This is a genomic window from Streptomyces aurantiogriseus (assembly GCF_014649375.1).
Taxonomy (GTDB): Bacteria; Actinomycetota; Actinomycetes; order Streptomycetales; family Streptomycetaceae; genus Streptomyces; species Streptomyces aurantiogriseus.
On record NZ_BMSX01000010.1, the window covers coordinates 325,129 to 345,693 of the forward strand.

A 20,565-nucleotide genomic window follows, 5' to 3' on the forward strand; every position below is an offset into this window, starting at 1 on the left:
CACCGACTCCCCACGCCCCTCCCCGACGGCCGTGGGCGTGTGCGAGCGCCCGTGCCACCCTTGACCCATGCCCGAAGGTGACACGGTCTGGCAAGCCGCGAGCCGGCTGCACACCGCCCTCGCGGGCAAGGTGCTGACCCGCTCCGACCTGCGCGTCCCCAAGTACGCCACCACCGACCTCACCGGCCGCACCGTCCTGGACGTCACCCCCCGCGGCAAGCACCTCCTCACCCGCATCGAGGGCGGCCTGACGCTCCACTCGCACCTTCGGATGGACGGCTCCTGGAAGGTGTACGCGAACGACCAGCGCTGGACCGGCGGCCCCGCACACCAGATCCGCGCCGTCCTCGGCACTCACGACCGCACGGCCGTCGGCTACCGCCTCCCCGTCCTCGAACTCCTGCGCACCCCCGATGAGGAGCGCGTCGTCGGCCACCTCGGCCCCGACCTGCTGGGCCCCGACTGGGACCCCGAGCGCGCCCTCGCCAACCTCCTCGCGGACCCCGCCCGCCCCCTGGGCGAGGCCCTTCTCGACCAGCGCAACCTCGCCGGCATCGGCAATGTGTACAAGAGCGAGCTCTGCTTCCTCCTCGGCGCCACCCCGTGGCTTCCCGTAGGAGCGCTCCCCGCCGACCGCGCCACGAAGCTGCCCGCCCTCGCCAGGAAACTCCTGGAGACCAACCGCGACCGCCCCATCCGCAGCACCACCGGCCGCCGCGGCCAGGACCTCTTCGTCTACGGCCGCGCACCCCGTCCCTGCCTGCGCTGCGGAACGCCCGTCCGTGCGGCCGACCAGGGCGACGGCTCCCGCGACCGCCCCACGTACTGGTGCCCCGCCTGCCAGACGGGCCCCGCCCCGGCCCCCGGCTCCCCACTCACGCGCCGCATCCGTCCCCGCACCAGCAATTGACGGGCCGTCAGAAACCCTCGTACCGTCCCCTCATGGCCGTGAAGGCGTACGACCTCACCGGACGCACCGCATTCGTCACCGGCGCCGCGAGCGGCATAGGCCGCGCCTGCGCCGTGCTGCTGGCCGAGGCCGGCGCCACCGTGCACGGAGCGGACCGCGATCAACAGGGCCTCCACGAGACGGCGACCCTGATCAAGGACCTCGGCGGCACGGCCCGCACCCACCACCTCGACGTCACCGACCGCGCCCAGGTGCGTCAGGCGGTCGAGTCCTGCGAGCGCCTCGACGTGATGGCGGCCGTCGCCGGGATCATGCACAGCAGCCCGGTCCTGGAGACCCGGGACGAGGACCTCGACCGGGTCCTCGACGTCAACTTCAAGGGTGTGCTCCACGCCTGCCAGGAAGCGGCCCGCCTGATGCTCGCCCACAACACGCCGGGCAGCATCATCACCATGGCCTCGGGCGCCGTCGACACGGGCGGCCCCGGGCTCCTCTGCTACGGCGTGGCCAAGGCTGCGGTGGTCCAGCTGACGAAGACCCTGGCGGCCGAGGTCGGCCGGTACGGCATCCGCGTCAACGCCGTCGCCCCGGGCTGGATCCGCACTCCCATGACCGACCGCCACGACGTCGGCGCACAGGCGCACACCGAGGCGCTCATGTCCCGCATGTCACCCCTGGGCCGGGTCGGCGAGCCGAAGGACGTCGCCCACGCCGTGCTGCACCTGGCCTCGGACGCGTCCTCGTTCACGACGGGCCAGATCCTCCGCCCGAACGGCGGCGTGGCCATGCCTTGGTAGGCGTCACCCACCCGCCTTCCAGAGCGCCCTCGCCCCGCTCTCCGGCTGCGCCCTCCAAGCCGGCCGCAGCACCACCCGCCTCCCCACGCCAAGCAGCCCTCCATCGCCCCGCGGCGACCGCCCCCGCCGCCCGCGCCTTGGCCACACAGTGCACCGGCAGCAGACTCAGCCCCCACCCCCCGGCGGCGACCGCCCCCTCCACCACCCCGGCGTCGGGCGCCACGGCAGTCCGCACCGCGGCCCACCACCACAGCGCCCCGAGCCCCAGCACGGCCCCCCGGCGCACTGTCCGACCCGACACGGCCGTCACCTCCAGCCCGACGCCGGAAAGCCGCTCACCCCGCCCGGCACGCCCACGTTCCTCAGGCGTTCTCCGCCTGGAACATCCAGTGATGCTTCTCGAGATCGGCGGTGATCCCGATGAAGATGTCCTGACTCACCGGATCCGCGTCCCCGGTGGCGGCCACCCGTTCCCGCATCCGGGTGATCACCGCGCCCAGCGCCGCCACCAGCGCCTCCACCGCGTCCGTGTCCTTGACCCATCCCTCGGACACCACACTGATCCCACTCTTGGCGGCCACCGTCGCAGCACGCCCGTCCGGCGGGACGCCCAGCGCCGAGGCGCGCTCCGCCACGGTGTCGGAGTGCGTGCGGGCGGTGTCCACGACCTCGTCGAGCTGGAGGTGGACGGACCGGAAGCGAGGCCCGACCACGTTCCAGTGGACCTGCTTGGCGACGAGCGAGAGGTCGATCAGATCGACCAGCGCGCCCTGCAGGGCGTCGGAGACGGTCTTCTGAGCGGCGTTGGACAGCGGGCTCTTCACGACGTGCATCCCTACCTCCGGGTTGGTCGACTCCCGTCGTGCCCCTCCACGATGACCGCCGCACCCAGGACCGGCAAACCGACCCGAAATCGAGCGAACCGCCCATCCCGGGCATGCAAAAACCCCGACCGCACTCCTCCGGACCTCCCGGAGAAGCCCCGGCCGGGGCCTCACAGATGCCGCACGCTCACACGCACGGCGTGCTGTACGCCTTTACCCGCACTCGGTGGGGGCACCCACCCAGCGGCACCTCACGCGGCGACCACGTCCACCGCCTCGGCGGGTGCCTTGATGGTCACCCGCTCCGGTGGCACACCGGTCACCGACACGGAACCCAGCATCGGACGAACTGGCGTGGGCACAGGCTCACTGGGGGTGGCCGCAGCAGACTGGGCCAGCTCGGCGAGGGCGAGCTCGTCGCTCACTTCCCGCATGAGCTCGGACATCCGTACGTCCAGCGCGTCGCAGATGGCGGAGAGCAGCTCGGAGGAAGCCTCCTTCTGCCCCCGCTCCACCTCGGAGAGATAGCCGAGTGAGACTCGGGCGGACGAGGAGACTTCGCGCAGAGTACGGCCCTGGCGCTGGCGCTGCCGACGCAGCACGTCACCCAGCAGGCGACGGAGCAGAATCATCGGTGGCTCCCTCCTCGGACCGCGTAGCCGCATCCTTCTCGCCCCACCGTACCGCCTTGCGCCGCGGCCGTGCGGGGAGCGATGTCGTGTTCACTCAGGGCTGCAAACATCAAAACCCCCCGTTCTGTTCCGTATCCTGTGCCCGCTCATTCCCGGTCTGTTCGTCCGCAAGCTCCCTCAGGAGCACTGCGAGTACGCTCCGTACACTCTCTCTACGAATTTCCGCGCGGTCGCCGTTCAACCGCAGGGCCTCCACTTTTCCGCCAGCGGCGGAAACGGAATCCGCCCCGAGGGGCCCGTCCACCGCCACGAAGACCGTCCCGACGGGCTGACCGTCCTGGGGCTCGGGCCCGGCGACGCCGGTGGTCGCGATGCCCCAGTCAGCCCCCAGCGCCTTGCGCACGCCGGCCGCCATCTGGGCCGCGACCTGCGGATCCACGGCTCCTCGGGTGGCCAGCAGACCTGCGTCGACCCCGAGCAGTTCATGCTTCAGCGGTGTGGAGTAGGCCGTGACCGATCCACGGAAGGCCTTGGACGCCCCGGGGACCGATGTGATCTCCGCCGCAACCAGGCCACCGGTCAGCGACTCGGCGACGGCGAGCGTCTCGCCCCTCACCGTGAGTAGCCGCACCACGTCGGTGGCCGTGGAACTCACGCTTCCGTCTCCTCCAACGCGGCCTTGCGCTCGGCGATTCCCCGTCGGCGCAGCACAATGGCCTGTCTCACATAGTCGAGCCCGGTCACCACGGTCAGCACGACCGCCGCGGCCATCACCCAGAACCTGAGAGTGGCCAGCCATCCTGTCAGCGCCAGGACGTACATCCCGACGGCCACGCCCTGGGTGAGCGTCTTGAGCTTGCCGCCCCGGCTCGCCGGGATGACGCCGTACCGGATGACGAGAAAACGCAGCAGGGTGATCCCGAGTTCCCGGCCGAGAATCACGATCGTCACCCACCACGGCAGGTCGCCGAGCGCGGAGAGGCAGATCAGGGCCGCTCCCATGATCGCCTTGTCGGCGATGGGATCGGCGATCTTCCCGAAGTCGGTGACGAGGTTGTACGTCCGCGCCAGATGCCCGTCGAACAGGTCGGTGATCATGGCGATGGCGAAGGCAGCCCAGGCGAGCGAGCGCCACGCCGGGTCGTAGCCGCCGTCGGCCAGCATCAGCGCGACGAAGCCGGGGACCAGGATCAGCCGCAGCATTGTCAGCAGATTGGCGATGTTCCAGACGCTCGCCTGGTTGACGGCGACGGCCGCCAGCTTGCCGCCCCGCGGTCCCTTGGCACCCGACGAGCCGTCGGCGGCAGGCGCGCCCGAAGCGGCGGCACCCTTCGCCTGTGAGGAGCCGCCCGCGGCCGATGCCGGGACACCCGTCATCTGTCCGCCTCCTCACTACACCCGATCGAGCCCTGCAGGGGCTCGGCCACCAGGTCGACACCTTCCGTACCGACCACCTTCGTCTCGACCATACGACCGACGCTCAGTCCTTCGCCCGACGTGAGCAGCACCTGGCCGTCCGTCTCCGGCGCCTGGTGCGCCCCACGGCCGTACACGCCGTCCTCGTCGACCGACTCCACGAGCACGCGCACGGTCTCGCCCAGGCGCTCCTCGGCCCGCTGCGAGACGAGTTCCTCCGCGAGCCGGGAGACGCGCGCGAGCCGCTCGGCGACGAGGTCCTCGTCGAGCTTGTCGTCGTACGTCGCGGCCTCGGTGCCCTCCTCGTCGGAGTAGCCGAAGACGCCGATGGCGTCCAGCCGCGCGTGGTTCAGGAACCGCTCCAGCTCGGCCAGGTCGGCCTCGGACTCGCCGGGGAAGCCGACGATGAAGTTGGAGCGCACGCCGGCCTCGGGCGCCTTGCTCCGGATGGTGTCGAGCAGTTCCAGGAAGCGGTCGGTGTCGCCGAAGCGGCGCATCGCGCGCAGCACGTCGGGCGCGGAGTGCTGGAAGGACAGGTCGAAGTAGGGCGCGACCTTCGGCGTCGACGTCAGCACGTCGATCAGCCCGGGACGCATCTCGGCCGGCTGGAGGTAGCTGACGCGCACCCGCTCGATGCCGTCGACGTCGGCCAGCTCCGGCAGCAGCGACTCCAGCAGACGGATGTCGCCGAGGTCCTTGCCGTAGGAGGTGTTGTTCTCGGAGACCAGCATGATCTCCTTGACGCCCTGCTCGGCCAGCCACCGCGTCTCGTTCAGGACGTCCGAGGGACGGCGCGAGATGAAGGAGCCGCGGAAGGACGGGATGGCGCAGAAGGTGCAGCGCCGGTCGCAGCCGGAGGCGAGCTTGACCGAGGCGACCGGGGCGCCGTCGAGGCGGCGGCGCAGGGGTGCTCGGGGGCCGGACGCCGGAGCGAGCCCGTCCGGAAGGTCCACGGGACCGTGCCCGGGAAGCGCGACGTCGGCGGCCGACTCCTGGCGCGCCGCCGGGCTGAGCGGCAGCAGTTTGCGCCGGTCGCGCGGGGTGTGGGAGGCGTGGATGCCACCGGACAGGATGGTCTGCAGGCGGTCGGAGATGTCGGCGTAGTCGTCGAAGCCGAGCACGCCGTCGGCCTCCGGGAGGGCCTCGGCGAGTTCCTTGCCGTACCGCTCGGCCATGCAGCCCACCGCCACGACAGCCTGGGTTCTGCTGTGCCCCTTGAGGTCGTTGGCCTCGAGGAGGGCGTCGACGGAGTCCTTCTTGGCGGCGTCGACGAAACCGCAGGTGTTGACGACGGCGACGTCCGCGTCCCCGGCGTCCTCCACGAGCTGCCAGCCGTCCGCCTCCAAACGGCCTGCGAGCTCCTCCGAGTCCACCTCGTTGCGGGCGCAGCCAAGAGTGACGAGTGCGACGGTACGGCGTTCAGGCATGGGCTCAAGACTACTTTGTCTCGCTGACAGCCCCTGTCGACGGGGTTGGTGATCTTCATACGAAACGGGACCGGCGATCCTCGCCGGCCCCGTTCCCCTGCGGACGCCCGTCTCACCCGGCCTGCGGGTCACCCTTCGTGTACGTCAGCCGCTCCACGGCCCCCGGCTGCCAGTCGTCCTCGATCTTCTTGCCGTTGACGTACAGCTGGATCGCACCCGCGTCGCCGAGGACGAGGTTGATCTTCTCGCTGTCCTGGAAAGTCTTGGACTCGCCCTGCTTGAGCAGGCCGTCGAAGAGCAGCCGGCCGTTGTGGTCCTTGGCGGAGATCCAGCTCTTGCCGTCGGTGGCGCTGACCTGGACGGTCACCTTGTCCTGAGGCGCGGCGGCGATGGCGCTGTCGGAGGGTTCCGGCGTCTTGTCGACGGTCTTGTCGCTCTTCGGCGTGGGCGTGACGGGCGCGCTGCTCGTCGGTGTGGTGCCCTCGGCGACGTCCTTCGTGCCGTCGTCGCCGCCCTTGAACGCGGTGAAGCCGACGAACCCGATGACGGCGACGATCGCGGCGACCATGGCCGCGGTCCAGTTCGGTCCCCGCCGCTCGGGGCGGATACGTTCCGCCTCGAAGAGGGGCGCGGCCGGGGTCGGCGCCGGGCGGCCGCCGTGGGTGGCGTCGAACTGCTCGATCAGCGGGGCGGGGTCGAGGTGGACGGCCCTGGCCAGGGTCCGGATGTGCCCGCGCGCGTAGACGTGCCCGCCGCAGGCTGCGAAGTCGTCCGCCTCGATGGCGTGCACGATGGGGAGGCGGACCCGGGTGGTGGTACTGACGTCGTCGACGGTCAACCCGGCCGCGATGCGCGCCTGCTGCAGGGCGCGGCCGATGGAGGGGCGGGCTTCCTCGGAGACGTCTTCGAACGGACGCTCGTCTTCAGGGGAGTTGCCGATGGACACGGGGGCGCCTTTCGAGCGTGTAGCCACCTGTGCTGGAGGTTCAGTCTAGGGGGGGTGCAAAAGGGAGGGGCAACCCGGCGGTGGGACTTTGTACGCCATCGGAATGGCCGGTCAGACCAATGACGGGACAGGCACGAACCCCAGGATGGGACCCGCACCTGTCCTCTCGCTCAACTTGACGTACGCCAAAGGGAAACGGTTGCCCGCCGCTCTCTAACGGGTGAGTCACGAACGCCCGCCGACCCCGCGGAGAAACGTCTACCCTTCAGCCTCCCCGCGGATCACCGCGAGCACGCCGTCCAACTCGTCGGGTTTCACAAGAACGTCACGAGCTTTCGATCCCTCGCTCGGCCCGACGATGTTCCGCGACTCCATGAGGTCCATCAGCCGGCCCGCCTTGGCGAAACCGACCCGCAGCTTGCGCTGGAGCATGGACGTCGACCCGAACTGCGTGGAGACGACCAGCTCGGCCGCCTGGCACAACAGGTCGAGGTCGTCGCCGATGTCCTCGTCGATCTCCTTCTTCTGCTTGGTGCCCACGGTGACGTCGTCCCGGAAGACGGGCGCCATCTGGTCCTTGCAGTGCTGCACGACGGCCGCGACCTCGGCCTCGGTCACGAACGCACCCTGCATACGCGTGGGCTTGTTCGCCCCCATCGGCAGGAACAGCCCGTCACCCTTGCCGATCAGCTTCTCGGCACCGGGCTGGTCGAGGATGACGCGCGAGTCGGCGAGCGAGGAGGTGGCGAACGCGAGCCGCGAGGGCACGTTCGCCTTGATGAGACCGGTGACGACGTCGACCGACGGCCGCTGGGTCGCGAGCACCAGATGAATGCCGGCCGCGCGCGCGAGCTGTGTGATCCGCACGATCGCGTCCTCGACGTCCCGCGGCGCCACCATCATCAGGTCGGCCAGCTCGTCGACGATCACCAGCAGATACGGATACGGCTGAAGCTCCCGCTCACTCCCCTCGGGCGGCGTCACCTTCCCCTCGCGCACCGCCCGGTTGAAGTCGTCGATGTGCCGGTAGCCGTACGCCGCCAGGTCGTCGTACCGCAGGTCCATCTCCCGTACGACCCACTGGAGCGCCTCGGCGGCCCGCTTGGGGTTGGTGATGATCGGCGTGATCAGGTGCGGGACGCCCTCGTAGGCGGTCAGCTCGACGCGCTTGGGGTCGACCAGGATCATCCGGACGTCCTCGGGAGTCGCCCGCATCATGATCGAGGTGATCAGGCAGTTGATGCAGGACGACTTGCCGGAGCCGGTGGCGCCGGCGACCAGCATGTGCGGCATCTTCGCCAGCGAGTGCATGACGTAACCGCCCTCGACGTCCTTGCCGAAGGCGACCAGCATCGGGTCGTCGTCCTCCGCGGACTCGGCCAGACGGAGCACGTCACCGAGGTTGACCATCTCCCGGTCGGTGTTCGGGATCTCGATGCCGACCGCGGACTTGCCGGGGATCGGCGAGATGATCCGCACGTCCGGGCTGGCGACGGCGTACGCGATGTTCTTCGTCAGCGCGGTGATCCGCTCGACCTTCACGGCGGGGCCCAGCTCGACCTCGTAGCGCGTGACCGTCGGCCCGCGCGTGAAGCCGGTGACGGCGGCGTCGACCTTGAACTCGGTGAAGACGTTGGTCAGCGAGGCGACGACGGCGTCGTTGGCCGCGCTGCGCGCCTTGCCGGGGCCCCCGCGCGTGAGGAGGTCGAGCGAGGGCAGCGCGTAGGTGATGTCCCCGGACAGCTGGAGCTGCTCGGCGCGCGGCGGCAGGTCGCGCGGCTCGTCGGGGGCCGACTTGGTCAGGTCCGGGACCACCCCGGTCTTGAGCTTCTCCTGCTTGGGGCGCGCGGCCGGGGCGGGGACGGGCGTCGGCGTGGTCGGCTCGCGGTCGCCGACGCGCACGCCCTGGGTGAGGTCGGCGACGATCGGCGACGGCGGCATGCCGTGCAGGACGGCGCCGTCGAGGTCGGCCGCGGCGGCCGCGGCGATGTCCACGGCGTCCATCTCCCGGTCCATCGCGGGCTGCGGCACCGCGGAGCGCCGGGGTCGGCCGCGGCGCTGCGAGAGGGCCTCCTGCTCGGCGTCGTCGGGGTCGTACGTCTGGGGGGCGCTCGAGCGTCGGCGGGGGCGCGCGGGCAGCGCCTCGCGCCACTGCTCGTCGTAGCGCGCCTCATCGTCCGTGAACTCGTCCGCCTCGGGATCGTGCAGCACGCCCAGCCGCACCCCGAGCTGCCGCAGCCGCTGCGGGATCGCGTTGACGGGCGTGGCGGTGACGACGAGCAGCCCGAAGATCGTCAGCAGCACCAGCAGAGGTACGGCGAGGACCTCGCCCATGGCGTACGTCAGCGGGGTCGCCGCGCTCCAGCCGATCAGGCCGCCGGCGTCCCTGATCGCCTGCATGCCGTCACTGCGGGCGGGCGCGCCGCAGGCGATGTGCACCTGGCCGAGGACGCCGATGACGAGGGCGGACAACCCGATCACGATGCGGCCGTTGGCCTCGGGCTTCTCGGGGTGCCGGATGAAGCGCACAGCGATGACCGCGAGCAGGATCGGCACGAGCAGGTCGAGACGGCCGAAGGAGCCGGTCACCAGGATCTCGACGAGGTCGCCGACGGGACCACGCAGGTCGGCCCAGGTGCCCGCGGCGACGATCAGCGCGATGCCGAACAGCAGGAGCGCGATGCCGTCCTTGCGGTGGGCGGGGTCGAGGTTCTTGGCGCCGTTCCCTATGCCGCGGAACACCGCGCCCACGGCATGCGCCAGGCCCAGCCAGACGGCGCGTACGAGCCGGTAGATGCCTCCGGTGGGGCTGGGTGCCGGTTTGGGCGCGGGTTTCTTGGCCGCGGCCTTCTTGGCGGGCGCCTTCTTCGCCGGGGCCTTTTTCGCGGCGGCCTTCTTCGCCGGAGCCTTCGCCGGAGCAGCCGCCTTCTTGGCGGGCTGCTTCTTCGCTGCGGAGGGACGTGAGGCCATGGGTGTGAGATTACCGGGGGAGACGGCAGCGGACACGTGCGCCCACTGCTTCACCCGTTCGTGTCGCCCCTGCTGAGGCGCGGAACTGACGCTCGCCATCCGAAGGCTGACTTCCGCTCACCAGCAACTGCTCCCGCCGCACGTGTCAGTTCTGCGACGGCACCGAGGCCGGGCCGCTTCCGGTGCCGGGCTCCAGCGCGTCCAGCGCCCGGCGCAGGCCGGTCAGTTTGCGCTCCAGGTGCGCCGCGGTGGCCACCGCGGCCGCGTCCGCCGACTCGTCGTCGAGCTGCTTGGAGAGGGCCTCGGCCTGCTCCTCGACAGCCGCGAGCCGCGCGGACAGCTCGGCGAGCAACCCGGCCGGCTCCTTGGCGCCACCGGCTGCCGCCTTGCCGCCACCACCCTCCAACTGGAGCCGCAGCAGCGCCGCCTGCTCACGCAGCTGGCAGTTCTTCATGTACAGCTCGACGAAGACGGAGACCTTCGCGCGCAGCACCCACGGGTCGAACGGCTTGGAGATGTAGTCCACCGCGCCCGCCGCGTACCCGCGGAAGGTGTGGTGCGGGCCGTGGTTGATCGCTGTGAGGAAGATGATCGGGATGTCCCGCGTCCGTTCTCGCCGCTTGATGTGGGCGGCCGTTTCGAAACCGTCCATTCCCGGCATCTGGACGTCCAGCAGAATGACCGCGAAGTCGTCCGTCAGCAGTGCTTTGAGCGCCTCTTCCCCGGACGATGCCCGCACCAGCGTCTGATCGAGCGCCGAGAGGATCGCCTCCAGCGCCAGCAGATTCTCCGGCCGGTCATCGACCAGGAGGATCTTGGCCTTCTGCACCATGGCCCGCCCTCCTCGCCCCGGCAGTGCACCGGGCGCCGCCCCTGGGGACGACTCCTTTGCGCCGCCCTTCCTTGTGCCGGTCATGGTAGCCGCACCCCGACCGTCGCCACACCCTGTCACCGTGATGTCACTGTGCACGTAGCAGGAACGCGGCAGGAGATCAGAAGGTTCCCCGAAACCCGCCCCGCTACACGGCATCGGACACCCTCAGTCAGCAACTTCTCTCCTCCCCGGACGGTTCCCGTCACTCCTCCCGCATCCACTGCTCCATCACCGCCAGCAGGTGATCGGGATCGACCGGCTTCGTGACGTAGTCGGAGGCGCCCGACTCGATCGCCTTCTCCCGGTCGCCCTTCATCGCCTTCGCGGTCAGCGCGATGATCGGCAGCCCGGAGAACTGCGGCATCCGCCGGATCGCCGTGGTCGTCGCGTACCCGTCCATCTCGGGCATCATGATGTCCATCAGGACGACCGCCACGTCGTCGTGCTGCTCCAGGACCTCGATGCCCTCACGGCCGTTCTCCGCGTACAGCACCGACAGGCCGTGCTGCTCCAGGACGCTGGTCAGTGCGAACACATTGCGGATGTCGTCGTCGACGATCAGCACCTTCTCGCCGCCGAACCGGATTCCCCGGTGCCCCTGCGGCGCCTGGTGCCCCACGGGCGCCCACTGGTCCGGCCGCCCGACCTGCGGCTCGCCACCCGCCACGGAGCGGCGCCGCCGCCGGAAGAGCGCGGCCGGCCCGTGCTGCGTCTCCTGGTACGACTTCACCTCGGCCGGCGTCTCGATCTCCACATCGGACAGCTCCGACAGCTCGCGCGCGCCGTTCTCGGACGCCACCAGGTCGCCCGCCTCCAGCGCCGGCACGACCTGCTGGTAGCCCTGCGGCGGCAACTCGCTCGGGTGCAGCGGCAGGTACAGCGTGAACGTCGAGCCGCGCCCCGGCTCGCTCTGCGCGTGGATCTCACCGCCCAGCAGCTGCGCGATCTCCCGCGAGATGGACAGCCCCAGACCCGTACCGCCGTACTTGCGGCTGGTGGTGCCGTCCGCCTGCTTGAACGCCTCGAAGATCACCCGCATCTTGCTGGCCGCGATGCCGATGCCGGTGTCGGTCACCGAGAACGCGATCAGCGGCGCGTCCGCGTCGGTCAGCGAACCGGCCTCCAGCAACTGCTCCCGGATCGCCATCGGCACATCCACCCCGGCGGGCCGGATGACCAGCTCGACCGATCCGGAGTCGGTGAACTTCACCGCGTTGGACAGCAGGTTGCGCAGCACCTGCAGCAGCCGCTGTTCGTCGGTGTGCAGGGTGGCGGGCAGCTCCGGCGAGACCCGTACGGACAGGTCGAGGCCCTTCTCCGCGGTCAGCGGGCGGAAGGTGGCCTCCACGTAGTCCACGAGCTGGACGAGGGCGATGCGCGTCGGGGAGACGTCCATCTTGCCCGCCTCGACCTTCGACAGGTCGAGGATGTCGTTGATGAGCTGGAGCAGGTCGGAACCGGCGCCGTGGATGGTCTCGGCGAACTCGACCTGCTTCGGGGACAGGTTGCCCTCGGCGTTGTCGGCGAGCAGCTTGGCCAGGATCAGCAGCGAGTTGAGCGGCGTGCGCAGCTCGTGCGACATGTTGGCGAGGAACTCGCTCTTGTAGCGCATCGACACCGCGAGCTGCTCGGCACGCTCCTCAAGGACCTGCCGCGCCTCCTCGATCTCGGTGTTCTTCACCTCGATGTCGCGGTTCTGCCGGGCCAGCAGCTCGGCCTTCTCCTCCAGTTCGGCGTTGGACGCCTGGAGGGCCTTCTGCCGCTGCTCCAACTCCGCCGACCGCTCCCGAAGTTGCTCGGTCAGCTCCTGCGACTGCTTCAGCAGCTGCTCCGTCTTGGTGTTCACGGAGATCGTGTTGACGCTCGTCGCGATCATCTCGGCGAGCTGGTTGAGGAAGTCCTTCTGGATCTGCGTGAACGGCGTGAAGGACGCCAGCTCGATCACACCGAGCACCTGGCCCTCGAACAGCACCGGCAGCACGATCACCTGCGCGGGCGGCGCCTCACCGAGCCCGGAGGAAATCTTCAGGTAGCCGCTCGGCGCGTTCGAGACGAGAATCGTCCGCTTCTCCTCCGCGGCCGTCCCGACGAGCGCCTCACCCGGCCGGAACGACGTCGGCATCGACCCCATCGAGTAGCCGTACGAGCCCAGCATCCGCAGCTCGTACTGGTCGCCCTGCTCGCTCGCGCCGTCGGCCGGCGGCATCGCCAGGAAGAACGCGCCGTGCTGAGCGGCCACCAGGGGCGGCAGCTCGCTCATGATGAGGGAGGCCACGTCCTCCAGGTCGCGCCGACCCTGCATCAGCGCGGACACGCGCGCGAGGTTGCCCTTGAGCCAGTCCTGCTCCTTGTTGGCGATCGTGGTGTCGCGCAGATTGGCGATCATCTTGTTGATGTAGTCCTGGAGTTCCTGGATCTCCCCGGACGCGTCCACGTCGATCTTCAGGTTCAGGTCGCCCCGGGTCACCGCGGTCGCCACGCGCGCGATGGCACGCACCTGCCGGGTCAGGTTCCCGGCCATCTCGTTCACCGACTCGGTGAGGTCGCGCCAGGTGCCGTCGACGTCACGCACGCGTGCCTGACCGCCGAGCTGTCCTTCCGTACCCACCTCACGGGCCACCCGCGTGACCTCTTCGGCGAACGACGACAGCTGGTCGACCATCGTGTTGATGGTCGTCTTCAGCTCGAGGATCTCCCCGCGCGCGTCGATGTCGATCTTCTTCGTCAGATCACCCTTGGCGATGGCCGTCGTCACCATGGCGATGTTGCGCACCTGGCCGGTCAGGTTGGACGCCATCTGGTTCACCGACTCGGTGAGGTCCTTCCACGTACCCGCCACACCCGGCACATGCGCCTGACCACCGAGGATGCCGTCCGTGCCCACCTCACGGGCCACCTTGGTGACCTGGTCGGCGAACGAACTCAGCGTCTTCACCATCGTGTTGAAGGTGTCCGCGAGCTGCGCGACCTCGCCGCGCGCCTCGATCGTCACCGTCCGCGTCAGGTCGCCGTTGGCGACGGCCGCGGCAACCTGGGAGATGTTCCGCACCTGAACGGTCAGGTTCTTCGCCATCAGGTTGACGTTGTCGCTGAGGTCCTTCCAGATGCCCACGACGCCGGGCACATGGGCCTGACCGCCCAGGATGCCCTCCGTGCCCACCTCGCGGGCCACCCGGGTCACCTGCTCGGCGAAGGACGACAGCTGGTCCACCATCGTGTTGACGGTGGTGACGAGCTCGAGGATCTCGCCCTTGGCGTCGACGGTGATCTTCTTCGACAGGTCACCCTTGGCGACCGCCGTGGTGACCTCGGCGATGTTGCGCACCTGAATGGTCAGGTTGTTCGCCATGAAGTTCACGGACTGCGTGAGGTCCTTCCAGGTGCCCGAGACCCCCTGTACCTCGGCCTGACCACCGAGAATGCCCTCCGTGCCCACCTCGCGGGCCACCCGCGTGACCTCTTCGGCGAACGACGACAGCTGGTCCACCATCGTGTTCAGGGTGTTCTTCAGCTCCAGGATCTCCCCGCGCGCGTCCACGGTGATCTTCTGGGACAGGTCACCCCGGGCCACCGCCGTGGCCACCTGAGCGATGTTGCGCACCTGGCCCGTCAGGTTGGACGCCATGCCGTTCACGGAGTCGGTCAGGTCCCGCCACACACCGGCGACGCCCGGCACCTGCGCCTGACCGCCCAGCCGGCCCTCCGTACCCACCTCGCGCGCGACCCGGGTCACCTGGTCGGCGAAGGCGGAGAGCTGGTCCACCATCGTGTTGAGGGTGTTCTTCAGCTCCAGGATCTCCCCGCGCGCGTCCACGTCGATCTTCTGCGACAGGTCACCCCGCGCCACCGCCGTCGTCACCTGGGCGATCTGCCGCACCTGCGAGGTGAGGTTGCCCGCCATGAAGTTGACGGAGTCGGTGAGCTCCTTCCAGGTGCCGGAGACGCCTTCCACTCGGGCCTGACCGCCCAGCCGGCCCTCGGTGCCCACGTCCCGGGCCACACGCGTGACCTCGGCGCCGAACGCGGAGAGCTGGTCCACCATCGTGTTCACGGTGTTCTTCAGCTGGGCCATCTCACCGGACACGTCGACGGTGACCTTCTGCGACAGATCACCGTTGGCCACGGCCGTCGTCACCTGGGCGATGTTCCTCACCTGTCCGGTGAGATTCCGGAACGCCGTGTTGACGGAGTCCGTCAGGTCCTTCCACGTCCCGGCCGCGCCCGACACCTGCGCCTGACCGCCCAGTTCACCCTCGACACCGATCTCCCGCGCCACGCGCGTGACCTCGGCACCGAAGGCCGACAGCTGGTCGACCATCCCGTTGACGGTGTTCTTCAGCTCCAGCATCTCGCCGGCCACGTTCACCGTGACCTTCTGCGACAGATCACCGTTGGCCACGGCCGTCGTCACGGCGGCGATGTCCCGCACCTGGGTGGTCAGGTTCCGGAAGACGGTGTTCACCGAATCGGTGAGGTCCTTCCACGTCCCCGCCGCACCCGGCACGTTCGCCTGGCCCCCGAGCCGCCCCTCGCCACCGACCTCGTTGGCCACCCGCGTGACCTCGTCCGCGAAGATGCGCAGCGTCTCCGTCATCTGGTTGATCGTCTCGGCGAGCTGCGCGACCTCACCACGGGCCGGCACGGTCACCTTCCGCGACAGATCACCGTTGGCGACCGCCGTCATCACCTCGGACACCCCACGCACCTGAGCCGTGAGGTTCCCCGCCATGGTGTTCACCGAATCGGTGAGTTCTTTCCACACGCCGTCGACGCCGGACACCTGCGCCTGGACGCCCAGGAGGCCCTCCGTGCCCACCTCACGGGCCACCCGCGTCACCTCGGACGAGAACGCGGACAACTGGTCCACCATCGTGTTGACGGTGTTCTTCAGCTCCAGCATCTCGCCTTCGACATGCACGGTGACCTTGCGTGACAGGTCGCCCTTGGCCACCGCCGTCGTCACCAGCGCGATGTCCCGCACCTGGGCCGTCAGCCGCTCCGCCATCGTGTTGACGGACTCCGTGAGGTCCTTCCACGAACCGGACATACCGCGCACCTGGGCCTGTCCGCCCAGCTTGCCCTCGGTCCCCACCTCGCTGGCCACCCGCGTGACCTCGTCCGTGAACGTCGAGAGCTGATCCACCAGGTTGTTGACGGTCCGCCCGACCTTCAGGAACTCCCCGCGCAGCGGATGCCCGGCCCCCTCCGGCGTGTGCGTCCGAAGCTCCATACGCGGCGACAGATCACCCTCGGCCACCGCCGACAGCACCCGCCCGACCTCGGACACAGGCCGCACGAGGTCGTCGACCAGCGCGTTCGAGTTGTCGATGGCCGTCGCCCAGGAACCCTCACAGGCGCCCGTCTCCAGCCGTTCCGTGAGCTTCCCCTCACGCCCGACCATGCGCCGCACCCGCGACAACTCGCCGGTGAGGTGCAGATTCCGGTCGGCCACCTCGTTGAAGACCGCCGCGATCTCCGACATCACGCCGTCCCCGGACACCGTGAGCCGTTTGCGGAAGTTCCCGTCCCGCATGGAAACCAGAGCAGCCAGCAGCCGGTTCAGGGCCGCAGTGTCCACCGTGGTGGTCCCGCCTCGAGATGTGCGCTGCCTGTTCAGGGACTGTCCGCCTTTCGCGCGCGCCTTCGTGCCCCGCGTCGCTGCGCCAGACTCCACTTGTCCCTCCCGCAGGGGTCGACCGTTCTACTGCCCGATGAAATCAGGCAGGCCCGAAAAGGCTGCTGCCCGGCGTACACAGAAGACACCCAGTCTGCCGGACCTTCACAAGAAGCCTGCCCAGTGTTTCACCCTCTCCCAACCCGGCCATAACAGTTCGGCAGCTTTCGCACACGCTCCGCACACCCGGGGGGCGGAAACACCGGCGACCGGCATCCGCACGGAGGGGGAAGGTAAGTAACCTTGCATGCGGCTGTCCAGCCGCGCCGGTCCGTCCGGCCTGGGCGGTGGCACGAGCACGAGCGGGCATCGGAGGGCGGCCGCACACATGACCACCGGACTGATCCCGGGGGAACAGCCCCCGGAACCCCGGCCGACGGGCACGCTTCCGCACCAGCGGCGCGAGCCGGACGACCGGGGAGCCCTGCACGTCGACAACCGGCCGAGGAGTTCAGTGATCACCGCGCGCGCGGCTGCCAGCTTCGAGCCCGTCGGGCGATCGGTCGCGACCGCCCGCTCCTTCGTCCGCGACACCCTCCAGGGCTGGGGGTTCGCGGACATCGTCGACGACGCCGTGGTCCTCACCAGCGAGCTGGTGACCAACGCGGTGGTCCACGCGGGCACCCACGCCGACGTCCTGTGCCTGCGCGCCGACGACGGCGTACGCATCGAGGTCGCCGACCGCTACCCGGAGCGCGAGATCCCCCTCCAGGGCTCCCCCGCATCCATGGGCAGCCCCGACCGCGAAGGCGGCCGGGGACTCCAGCTGTGCGCGGCGATCGCGGGCCACTGGGGCGTCGACTACACGCCCACCCACAAGAACGTCTGGTTCCAACTCACGCTCCCCGAGCGCCCGGTCGGCACCCGCGCGGCCGGCCCGTCGCTCCCCGCCGACCTGCTCCCGCTCGCCGACGGCCGCGTCCGCGTCGCCGTCGTCCAGATCGACCGTACGGGCGCCATCTCGGCCTGGAACGAGGACGCCGAGGAACTCTTCGGCTACGCGGCCGACCAGGTCACCGGCAAGCCCCTCACCGACCTCGCCGCCTGGCCGCACACCCCCGGCACCAGCACCGGCATCGCCGAGGCGCTCCAACTCTCCCGCTGGGAGGGCAGCTACGGCATCCGCGGCGCCGACGGCCGCGTGACCCCGGTGTACGCCTCCCACCTGCGCGTCCGCGACACCGACGGCGACCCCTCCACGGTCTGCCTCCTCGTCCGCGACCACGAACGGGCGGTCCTGCAGACGCCGTTGCGCGTTCCGGCCTCCGACGCGGCCCCCGCCACCGACGGCCAGAGCACCGACCCCTTCGAGGTGTTCATCGGCTCCCCCGCCCCGGATGACCTCGACGGCCTCCTCCAGCGCACAGTGGAACGCGCCCGCGACATGCTCGACGGCGACTCCGCCTTCCTGCTCCTCGCCACCGACGACGAAACGGAGCTGGAGGTCCGCGCCTCCACGGGCCTGCCCTCCGCCCGCCAGCGCTTCGCGCGCGTTCCCGTCGAGGCGGGCCCCGGCCGCTACGGCTCCGCCCGCATGCCGGCCGTCCACGAGGACCTCCTGGCCGTCCCCGGCGCCGTCCCCCTGCTGAACGGCACAGGCATGCGCTCGGTGGTCACGGTCCCGCTGAAGGTCGAGGGCCGCCTCACCGGCTCCCTCGGTGTCGCGGCCGAGGCCCCCGCCAGATACTCCAACGAGGAGGCCCTGCGCCTGCAGTTCGCCGCGGACCGCATCGCGCTGGCCGTCGAGTCGGCCCGCCTGGGCGAACTGGAGCGCCTGCGCCGAGGCTCCCTCAGCTTCCTCGTCGAAGCCTCCGACCTCCTCGCCGGCACCCTCGACCGCGACCAGACCCTGGCCCTCATGGCCCAGATGACGGTCCCGACGCTGGCCACCTGGTGTGCGGTCTACACGATCGCCGACCAGGCCTCGGAACCGTACCTGTCGTACGTCCTGCACGAGGACGAGGAACTCATCGACGGCATCAAGTCGTTGCTCTCGAAGATCCCCCCGCCGGACCCCGTCCCCACCCCGGGCGCCCGCGTCTGGTCGGCCCCCGGCGAGGCGGCGCACGAGGCGGCCCTGCGCAGCTCCATGCGCAGCCTCGGCCTGACCGGCGGCCCCTCCCACCAGGTGACGTCGGGCATCGGCCCCACCCTGGCCACGGCCTCCGCGGTGGGCGGCGAAACCGTGGTCCTGCCCCTGGTCGCCCGCAACCGCGTCATCGGCATGCTCACCCTCGGCAAACCCACCGACGAGCACTTCCGCCAGGAAATCCTGGAACTCGCCGAGGACTTGAGCCGCCGAGCCGCCCTCGCCCTGGACAACGCCCGCCTGTACTCGGAGCGCACGGCCATCAGCCAGTCCCTCCAGCGCAGCCTCCTGCCCCCGGAGACTCCCAAGATCGACGGCGTCGAGGTCGAGGTCATCTACCGCGCGGCCGGGGAGGGCAACGAGGTCGGCGGCGACTTCTACGACGTCTTCCCGATCAGCGACGGCGCCTACGGCTTCGCCATCGGCGACGTCTGCGGCACAGGCCCGAACGCGGCAGCGGTGACGGGCCTGGCCCGCCACGCCCTGCGCCTGCTGGCCCGCGAGGGCCTCAGCGGACCCGAGGTCCTGGAGCGCCTGAACTCCGCGATCCTCGACGAGGGCGCCCGCAGCCGCTTCCTGACCCTCCTCTACGGCGAGTTGCGTCCGCAGGAGGACGGCAGCGCGGAACTGAAGGTGGTCTGCGCCGGCCATCCGCTCCCCCTCCGCCTGCGCCAGGACGGCACGGTCGAGGCGGCAGCCGAACCCCAGCCTCTCCTCGGCGTCATGGAGGACCTGGAGCTCTACGAGCAGACAGTCACCCTCGACCCCGGCGACGTCCTGCTCTGTGTCACGGACGGCGTCACCGAGCGCCGTGAGGGCACCCGCATGCTGGGCGACGACGGCCTCGCCGATGTCCTCACCACGTGCACGGGCCTGACGGCCGGCGCGGTCGCGGCTCGCATCATGCGCGCGGTGGAACGCTTCGCATCGGACGCCCCGTCGGACGACATGGCGATCCTCGCGATGCGAGTGGCCTGAAGGAACGCATGAAAAATCCCCCGCCCTGATGGGCGGGGGATTCCTTGTGGAGCCCCCAAACGGAATCGAACCGTTGACCTTCTCCTTACCATGGAGACGCTCTGCCGACTGAGCTATAGGGGCCTGTCGCTTTTTGAGGTTTCCCTCGCGGCAACGGAATAGATCATACCCCGAACGAAGCCGTACTCCCAAACTCGCTCAGAAGGCGGGCTGGAGCAGTCCCCCAAGCGCGTTGCAGGCGGACACGATCCGCTGCATGTCCCGCTTCGTCAGCGAGGCGTCCACCGGTAGCGCGAGCGTCTCATCGGCAGCCAGTTCGGTCTGCGGCAGCGAAACGAACCGCCGGAACTCGGGCAACCGGTGCAGCGGGGTCTTCACCGGCACCCGGCACTCGACTCCCCTCCCCCGCAGGGCCCGTGCGAACGCGTCCCGATCGGGCCGCCCGTTCCCTGGCACCCGCACGACGTACTGCTGATAGGTGTGCCCGTCCCCACTGTCGGGCGTCCGCACCCCCCGCAACCGCGCATCGAGATAGGCAGCCCGCTCCCTGCGCTGCGCGATCTCGTCGTACGGCGCCTGCGACTCGGCCTGCTCCAACACCAGCAGCCCATGCCGCTGCCCCAACTCGTGCAACCGCGCGATACCCGCCGGCCGCCCGAAGCGATGCACGACAACGACGGCCGAGGTCCGCGGAGTTACGGCGGCTTCGACGGCGGCCGCGTCGAGGCAGTAGGTCACCGGATCCACGTCGGCGAACATCGGAAGCGCACCCGCCAGGGCCACCGCTTCGGCTACTTCGACGTTCCCATAGGCCGGCACGATGACCTCGTCACCGACTCCGACGCCTGCGGCCCTGAGCATTGCAGCAGTACCCATGCGGTGGATGCTGGGCGCGGAACATGAACTTCAAGTGACGAAAAACAAAAAAGAGTTGGGCCCCGAACCGAAGTTCAAGACCCAACCCTTTTGAATGATTGTTCGGCGGCGTCCTACTCTCCCACAGGGTCCCCCCTGCAGTACCATCGGCG

Annotated in this window: 13 protein-coding genes and 1 tRNA gene; 3 read left to right on the plus strand and 11 right to left on the minus strand. The window is 70.0% G+C overall.

Translation table 11 applies throughout. The features are described from left to right. Positions 1 to 67: 67 nt before the first annotated feature. Entirely contained in the window at positions 68 to 910 is an 843-nt protein-coding gene (locus tag IE263_RS22765; RefSeq protein ID WP_189939505.1) for an Fpg/Nei family DNA glycosylase, read from the plus strand. Positions 911 to 942: 32 nt separating this feature from the next. Then, the gene (locus tag IE263_RS22770; RefSeq protein WP_189939507.1) at positions 943 to 1,707 is read left to right on the plus strand and encodes an SDR family NAD(P)-dependent oxidoreductase; all 765 of its coding nucleotides are present in this window, start codon (positions 943 to 945) and stop codon (positions 1,705 to 1,707) included. Positions 1,708 to 2,069: 362 nt separating this feature from the next. On the opposite strand, the gene IE263_RS22775 is transcribed toward IE263_RS22770, so the two are convergent. The 9 genes from IE263_RS22775 to IE263_RS22815 form a co-directional block, all read right to left on the minus strand. Continuing rightward, a complete protein-coding gene (locus IE263_RS22775) occupies positions 2,070 to 2,540 on the minus strand; it encodes a Dps family protein (RefSeq protein ID WP_189939515.1) in 471 nt (156 codons plus the stop codon). A 242-nt stretch (positions 2,541 to 2,782) separates the two neighbouring features. Then, positions 2,783 to 3,163 carry a helix-turn-helix domain-containing protein gene (locus IE263_RS22780; protein ID WP_003993396.1) on the minus strand — a complete coding sequence of 127 codons (381 nt, stop codon included), beginning with the start codon at positions 3,161 to 3,163 and terminating at the stop codon, positions 2,783 to 2,785. Between the two features lie 109 nt (positions 3,164 to 3,272). Beyond that, on the minus strand, positions 3,273 to 3,818 hold the full coding sequence (locus IE263_RS22785; protein WP_189939517.1) for a CinA family protein: 546 nt from the start codon (positions 3,816 to 3,818) through the stop codon (positions 3,273 to 3,275). Next, entirely contained in the window at positions 3,815 to 4,540 is a 726-nt protein-coding gene (gene pgsA / locus IE263_RS22790) for a CDP-diacylglycerol--glycerol-3-phosphate 3-phosphatidyltransferase (protein WP_189939519.1), read from the minus strand. Before pgsA ends, IE263_RS22785 begins: the two co-directional genes overlap by 4 nt. Then, entirely contained in the window at positions 4,537 to 6,006 is a 1,470-nt protein-coding gene (rimO, locus tag IE263_RS22795) for a 30S ribosomal protein S12 methylthiotransferase RimO (RefSeq protein WP_189939528.1), read from the minus strand. The genes pgsA and rimO overlap by 4 nt, the downstream gene beginning before the upstream one ends. A gap of 112 nt (positions 6,007 to 6,118) precedes the next feature. After that, a complete protein-coding gene (locus IE263_RS22800; RefSeq protein ID WP_189939530.1) occupies positions 6,119 to 6,952 on the minus strand; it encodes a helix-turn-helix domain-containing protein in 834 nt (277 codons plus the stop codon). 258 nt (positions 6,953 to 7,210) lie between these two features. After that, a complete protein-coding gene (locus tag IE263_RS22805; RefSeq protein ID WP_189939531.1) occupies positions 7,211 to 9,922 on the minus strand; it encodes a DNA translocase FtsK in 2,712 nt (903 codons plus the stop codon). A 145-nt stretch (positions 9,923 to 10,067) separates the two neighbouring features. Further along, positions 10,068 to 10,754, minus strand: a complete 687-nt coding sequence (locus IE263_RS22810) for a response regulator (RefSeq protein ID WP_189939533.1) — start codon at positions 10,752 to 10,754, stop codon at positions 10,068 to 10,070. Between the two features lie 244 nt (positions 10,755 to 10,998). Next, the gene (locus IE263_RS22815; protein WP_189939535.1) at positions 10,999 to 16,470 is read right to left on the minus strand and encodes a HAMP domain-containing protein; all 5,472 of its coding nucleotides are present in this window, start codon (positions 16,468 to 16,470) and stop codon (positions 10,999 to 11,001) included. A gap of 328 nt (positions 16,471 to 16,798) precedes the next feature. Between IE263_RS22815 and IE263_RS22820 the strand changes: the two genes are divergently transcribed. After that, positions 16,799 to 19,537 (plus strand): SpoIIE family protein phosphatase, encoded by a 2,739-nt coding sequence (locus tag IE263_RS22820; protein WP_189939537.1) that lies wholly within the window; start codon positions 16,799 to 16,801, stop codon positions 19,535 to 19,537. A gap of 47 nt (positions 19,538 to 19,584) precedes the next feature. On the opposite strand, the gene IE263_RS22825 is transcribed toward IE263_RS22820, so the two are convergent. Both IE263_RS22825 and IE263_RS22830 read right to left on the minus strand, forming a co-directional pair. After that, a tRNA-Thr gene (locus IE263_RS22825) sits at positions 19,585 to 19,660 on the minus strand. 75 nt (positions 19,661 to 19,735) lie between these two features. Then, positions 19,736 to 20,398: a DegT/DnrJ/EryC1/StrS family aminotransferase gene (locus tag IE263_RS22830; protein ID WP_189939577.1), complete on the minus strand. Its 663-nt coding sequence runs from the start codon at positions 20,396 to 20,398 to the stop codon at positions 19,736 to 19,738. Between the last annotated feature and the right edge of the window lie 167 nt (positions 20,399 to 20,565).

Bases quoted from the DNA above. Each gene is read 5' to 3' on its own strand.
- IE263_RS22765 (WP_189939505.1), top strand. From the start codon at position 68: ATGCCCGAAGGTGACACGGTCTGGCAAGCCGCGAGCCGGCTGCACACC.
- IE263_RS22770 (WP_189939507.1), top strand. From the start codon at position 943: ATGGCCGTGAAGGCGTACGACCTCACCGGACGCACCGCATTCGTCACC.
- IE263_RS22775 (WP_189939515.1), bottom strand. From the start codon at position 2,540: ATGCACGTCGTGAAGAGCCCGCTGTCCAACGCCGCTCAGAAGACCGTC.
- IE263_RS22780 (WP_003993396.1), bottom strand. From the start codon at position 3,163: ATGATTCTGCTCCGTCGCCTGCTGGGTGACGTGCTGCGTCGGCAGCGC.
- pgsA (WP_189939519.1), bottom strand. From the start codon at position 4,540: ATGACGGGTGTCCCGGCATCGGCCGCGGGCGGCTCCTCACAGGCGAAG.
- rimO (WP_189939528.1), bottom strand. From the start codon at position 6,006: ATGCCTGAACGCCGTACCGTCGCACTCGTCACTCTTGGCTGCGCCCGC.
- IE263_RS22805 (WP_189939531.1), bottom strand. From the start codon at position 9,922: ATGGCCTCACGTCCCTCCGCAGCGAAGAAGCAGCCCGCCAAGAAGGCG.
- IE263_RS22810 (WP_189939533.1), bottom strand. From the start codon at position 10,754: ATGGTGCAGAAGGCCAAGATCCTCCTGGTCGATGACCGGCCGGAGAAT.
- IE263_RS22820 (WP_189939537.1), top strand. From the start codon at position 16,799: ATGACCACCGGACTGATCCCGGGGGAACAGCCCCCGGAACCCCGGCCG.
- IE263_RS22830 (WP_189939577.1), bottom strand. From the start codon at position 20,398: ATGCTCAGGGCCGCAGGCGTCGGAGTCGGTGACGAGGTCATCGTGCCG.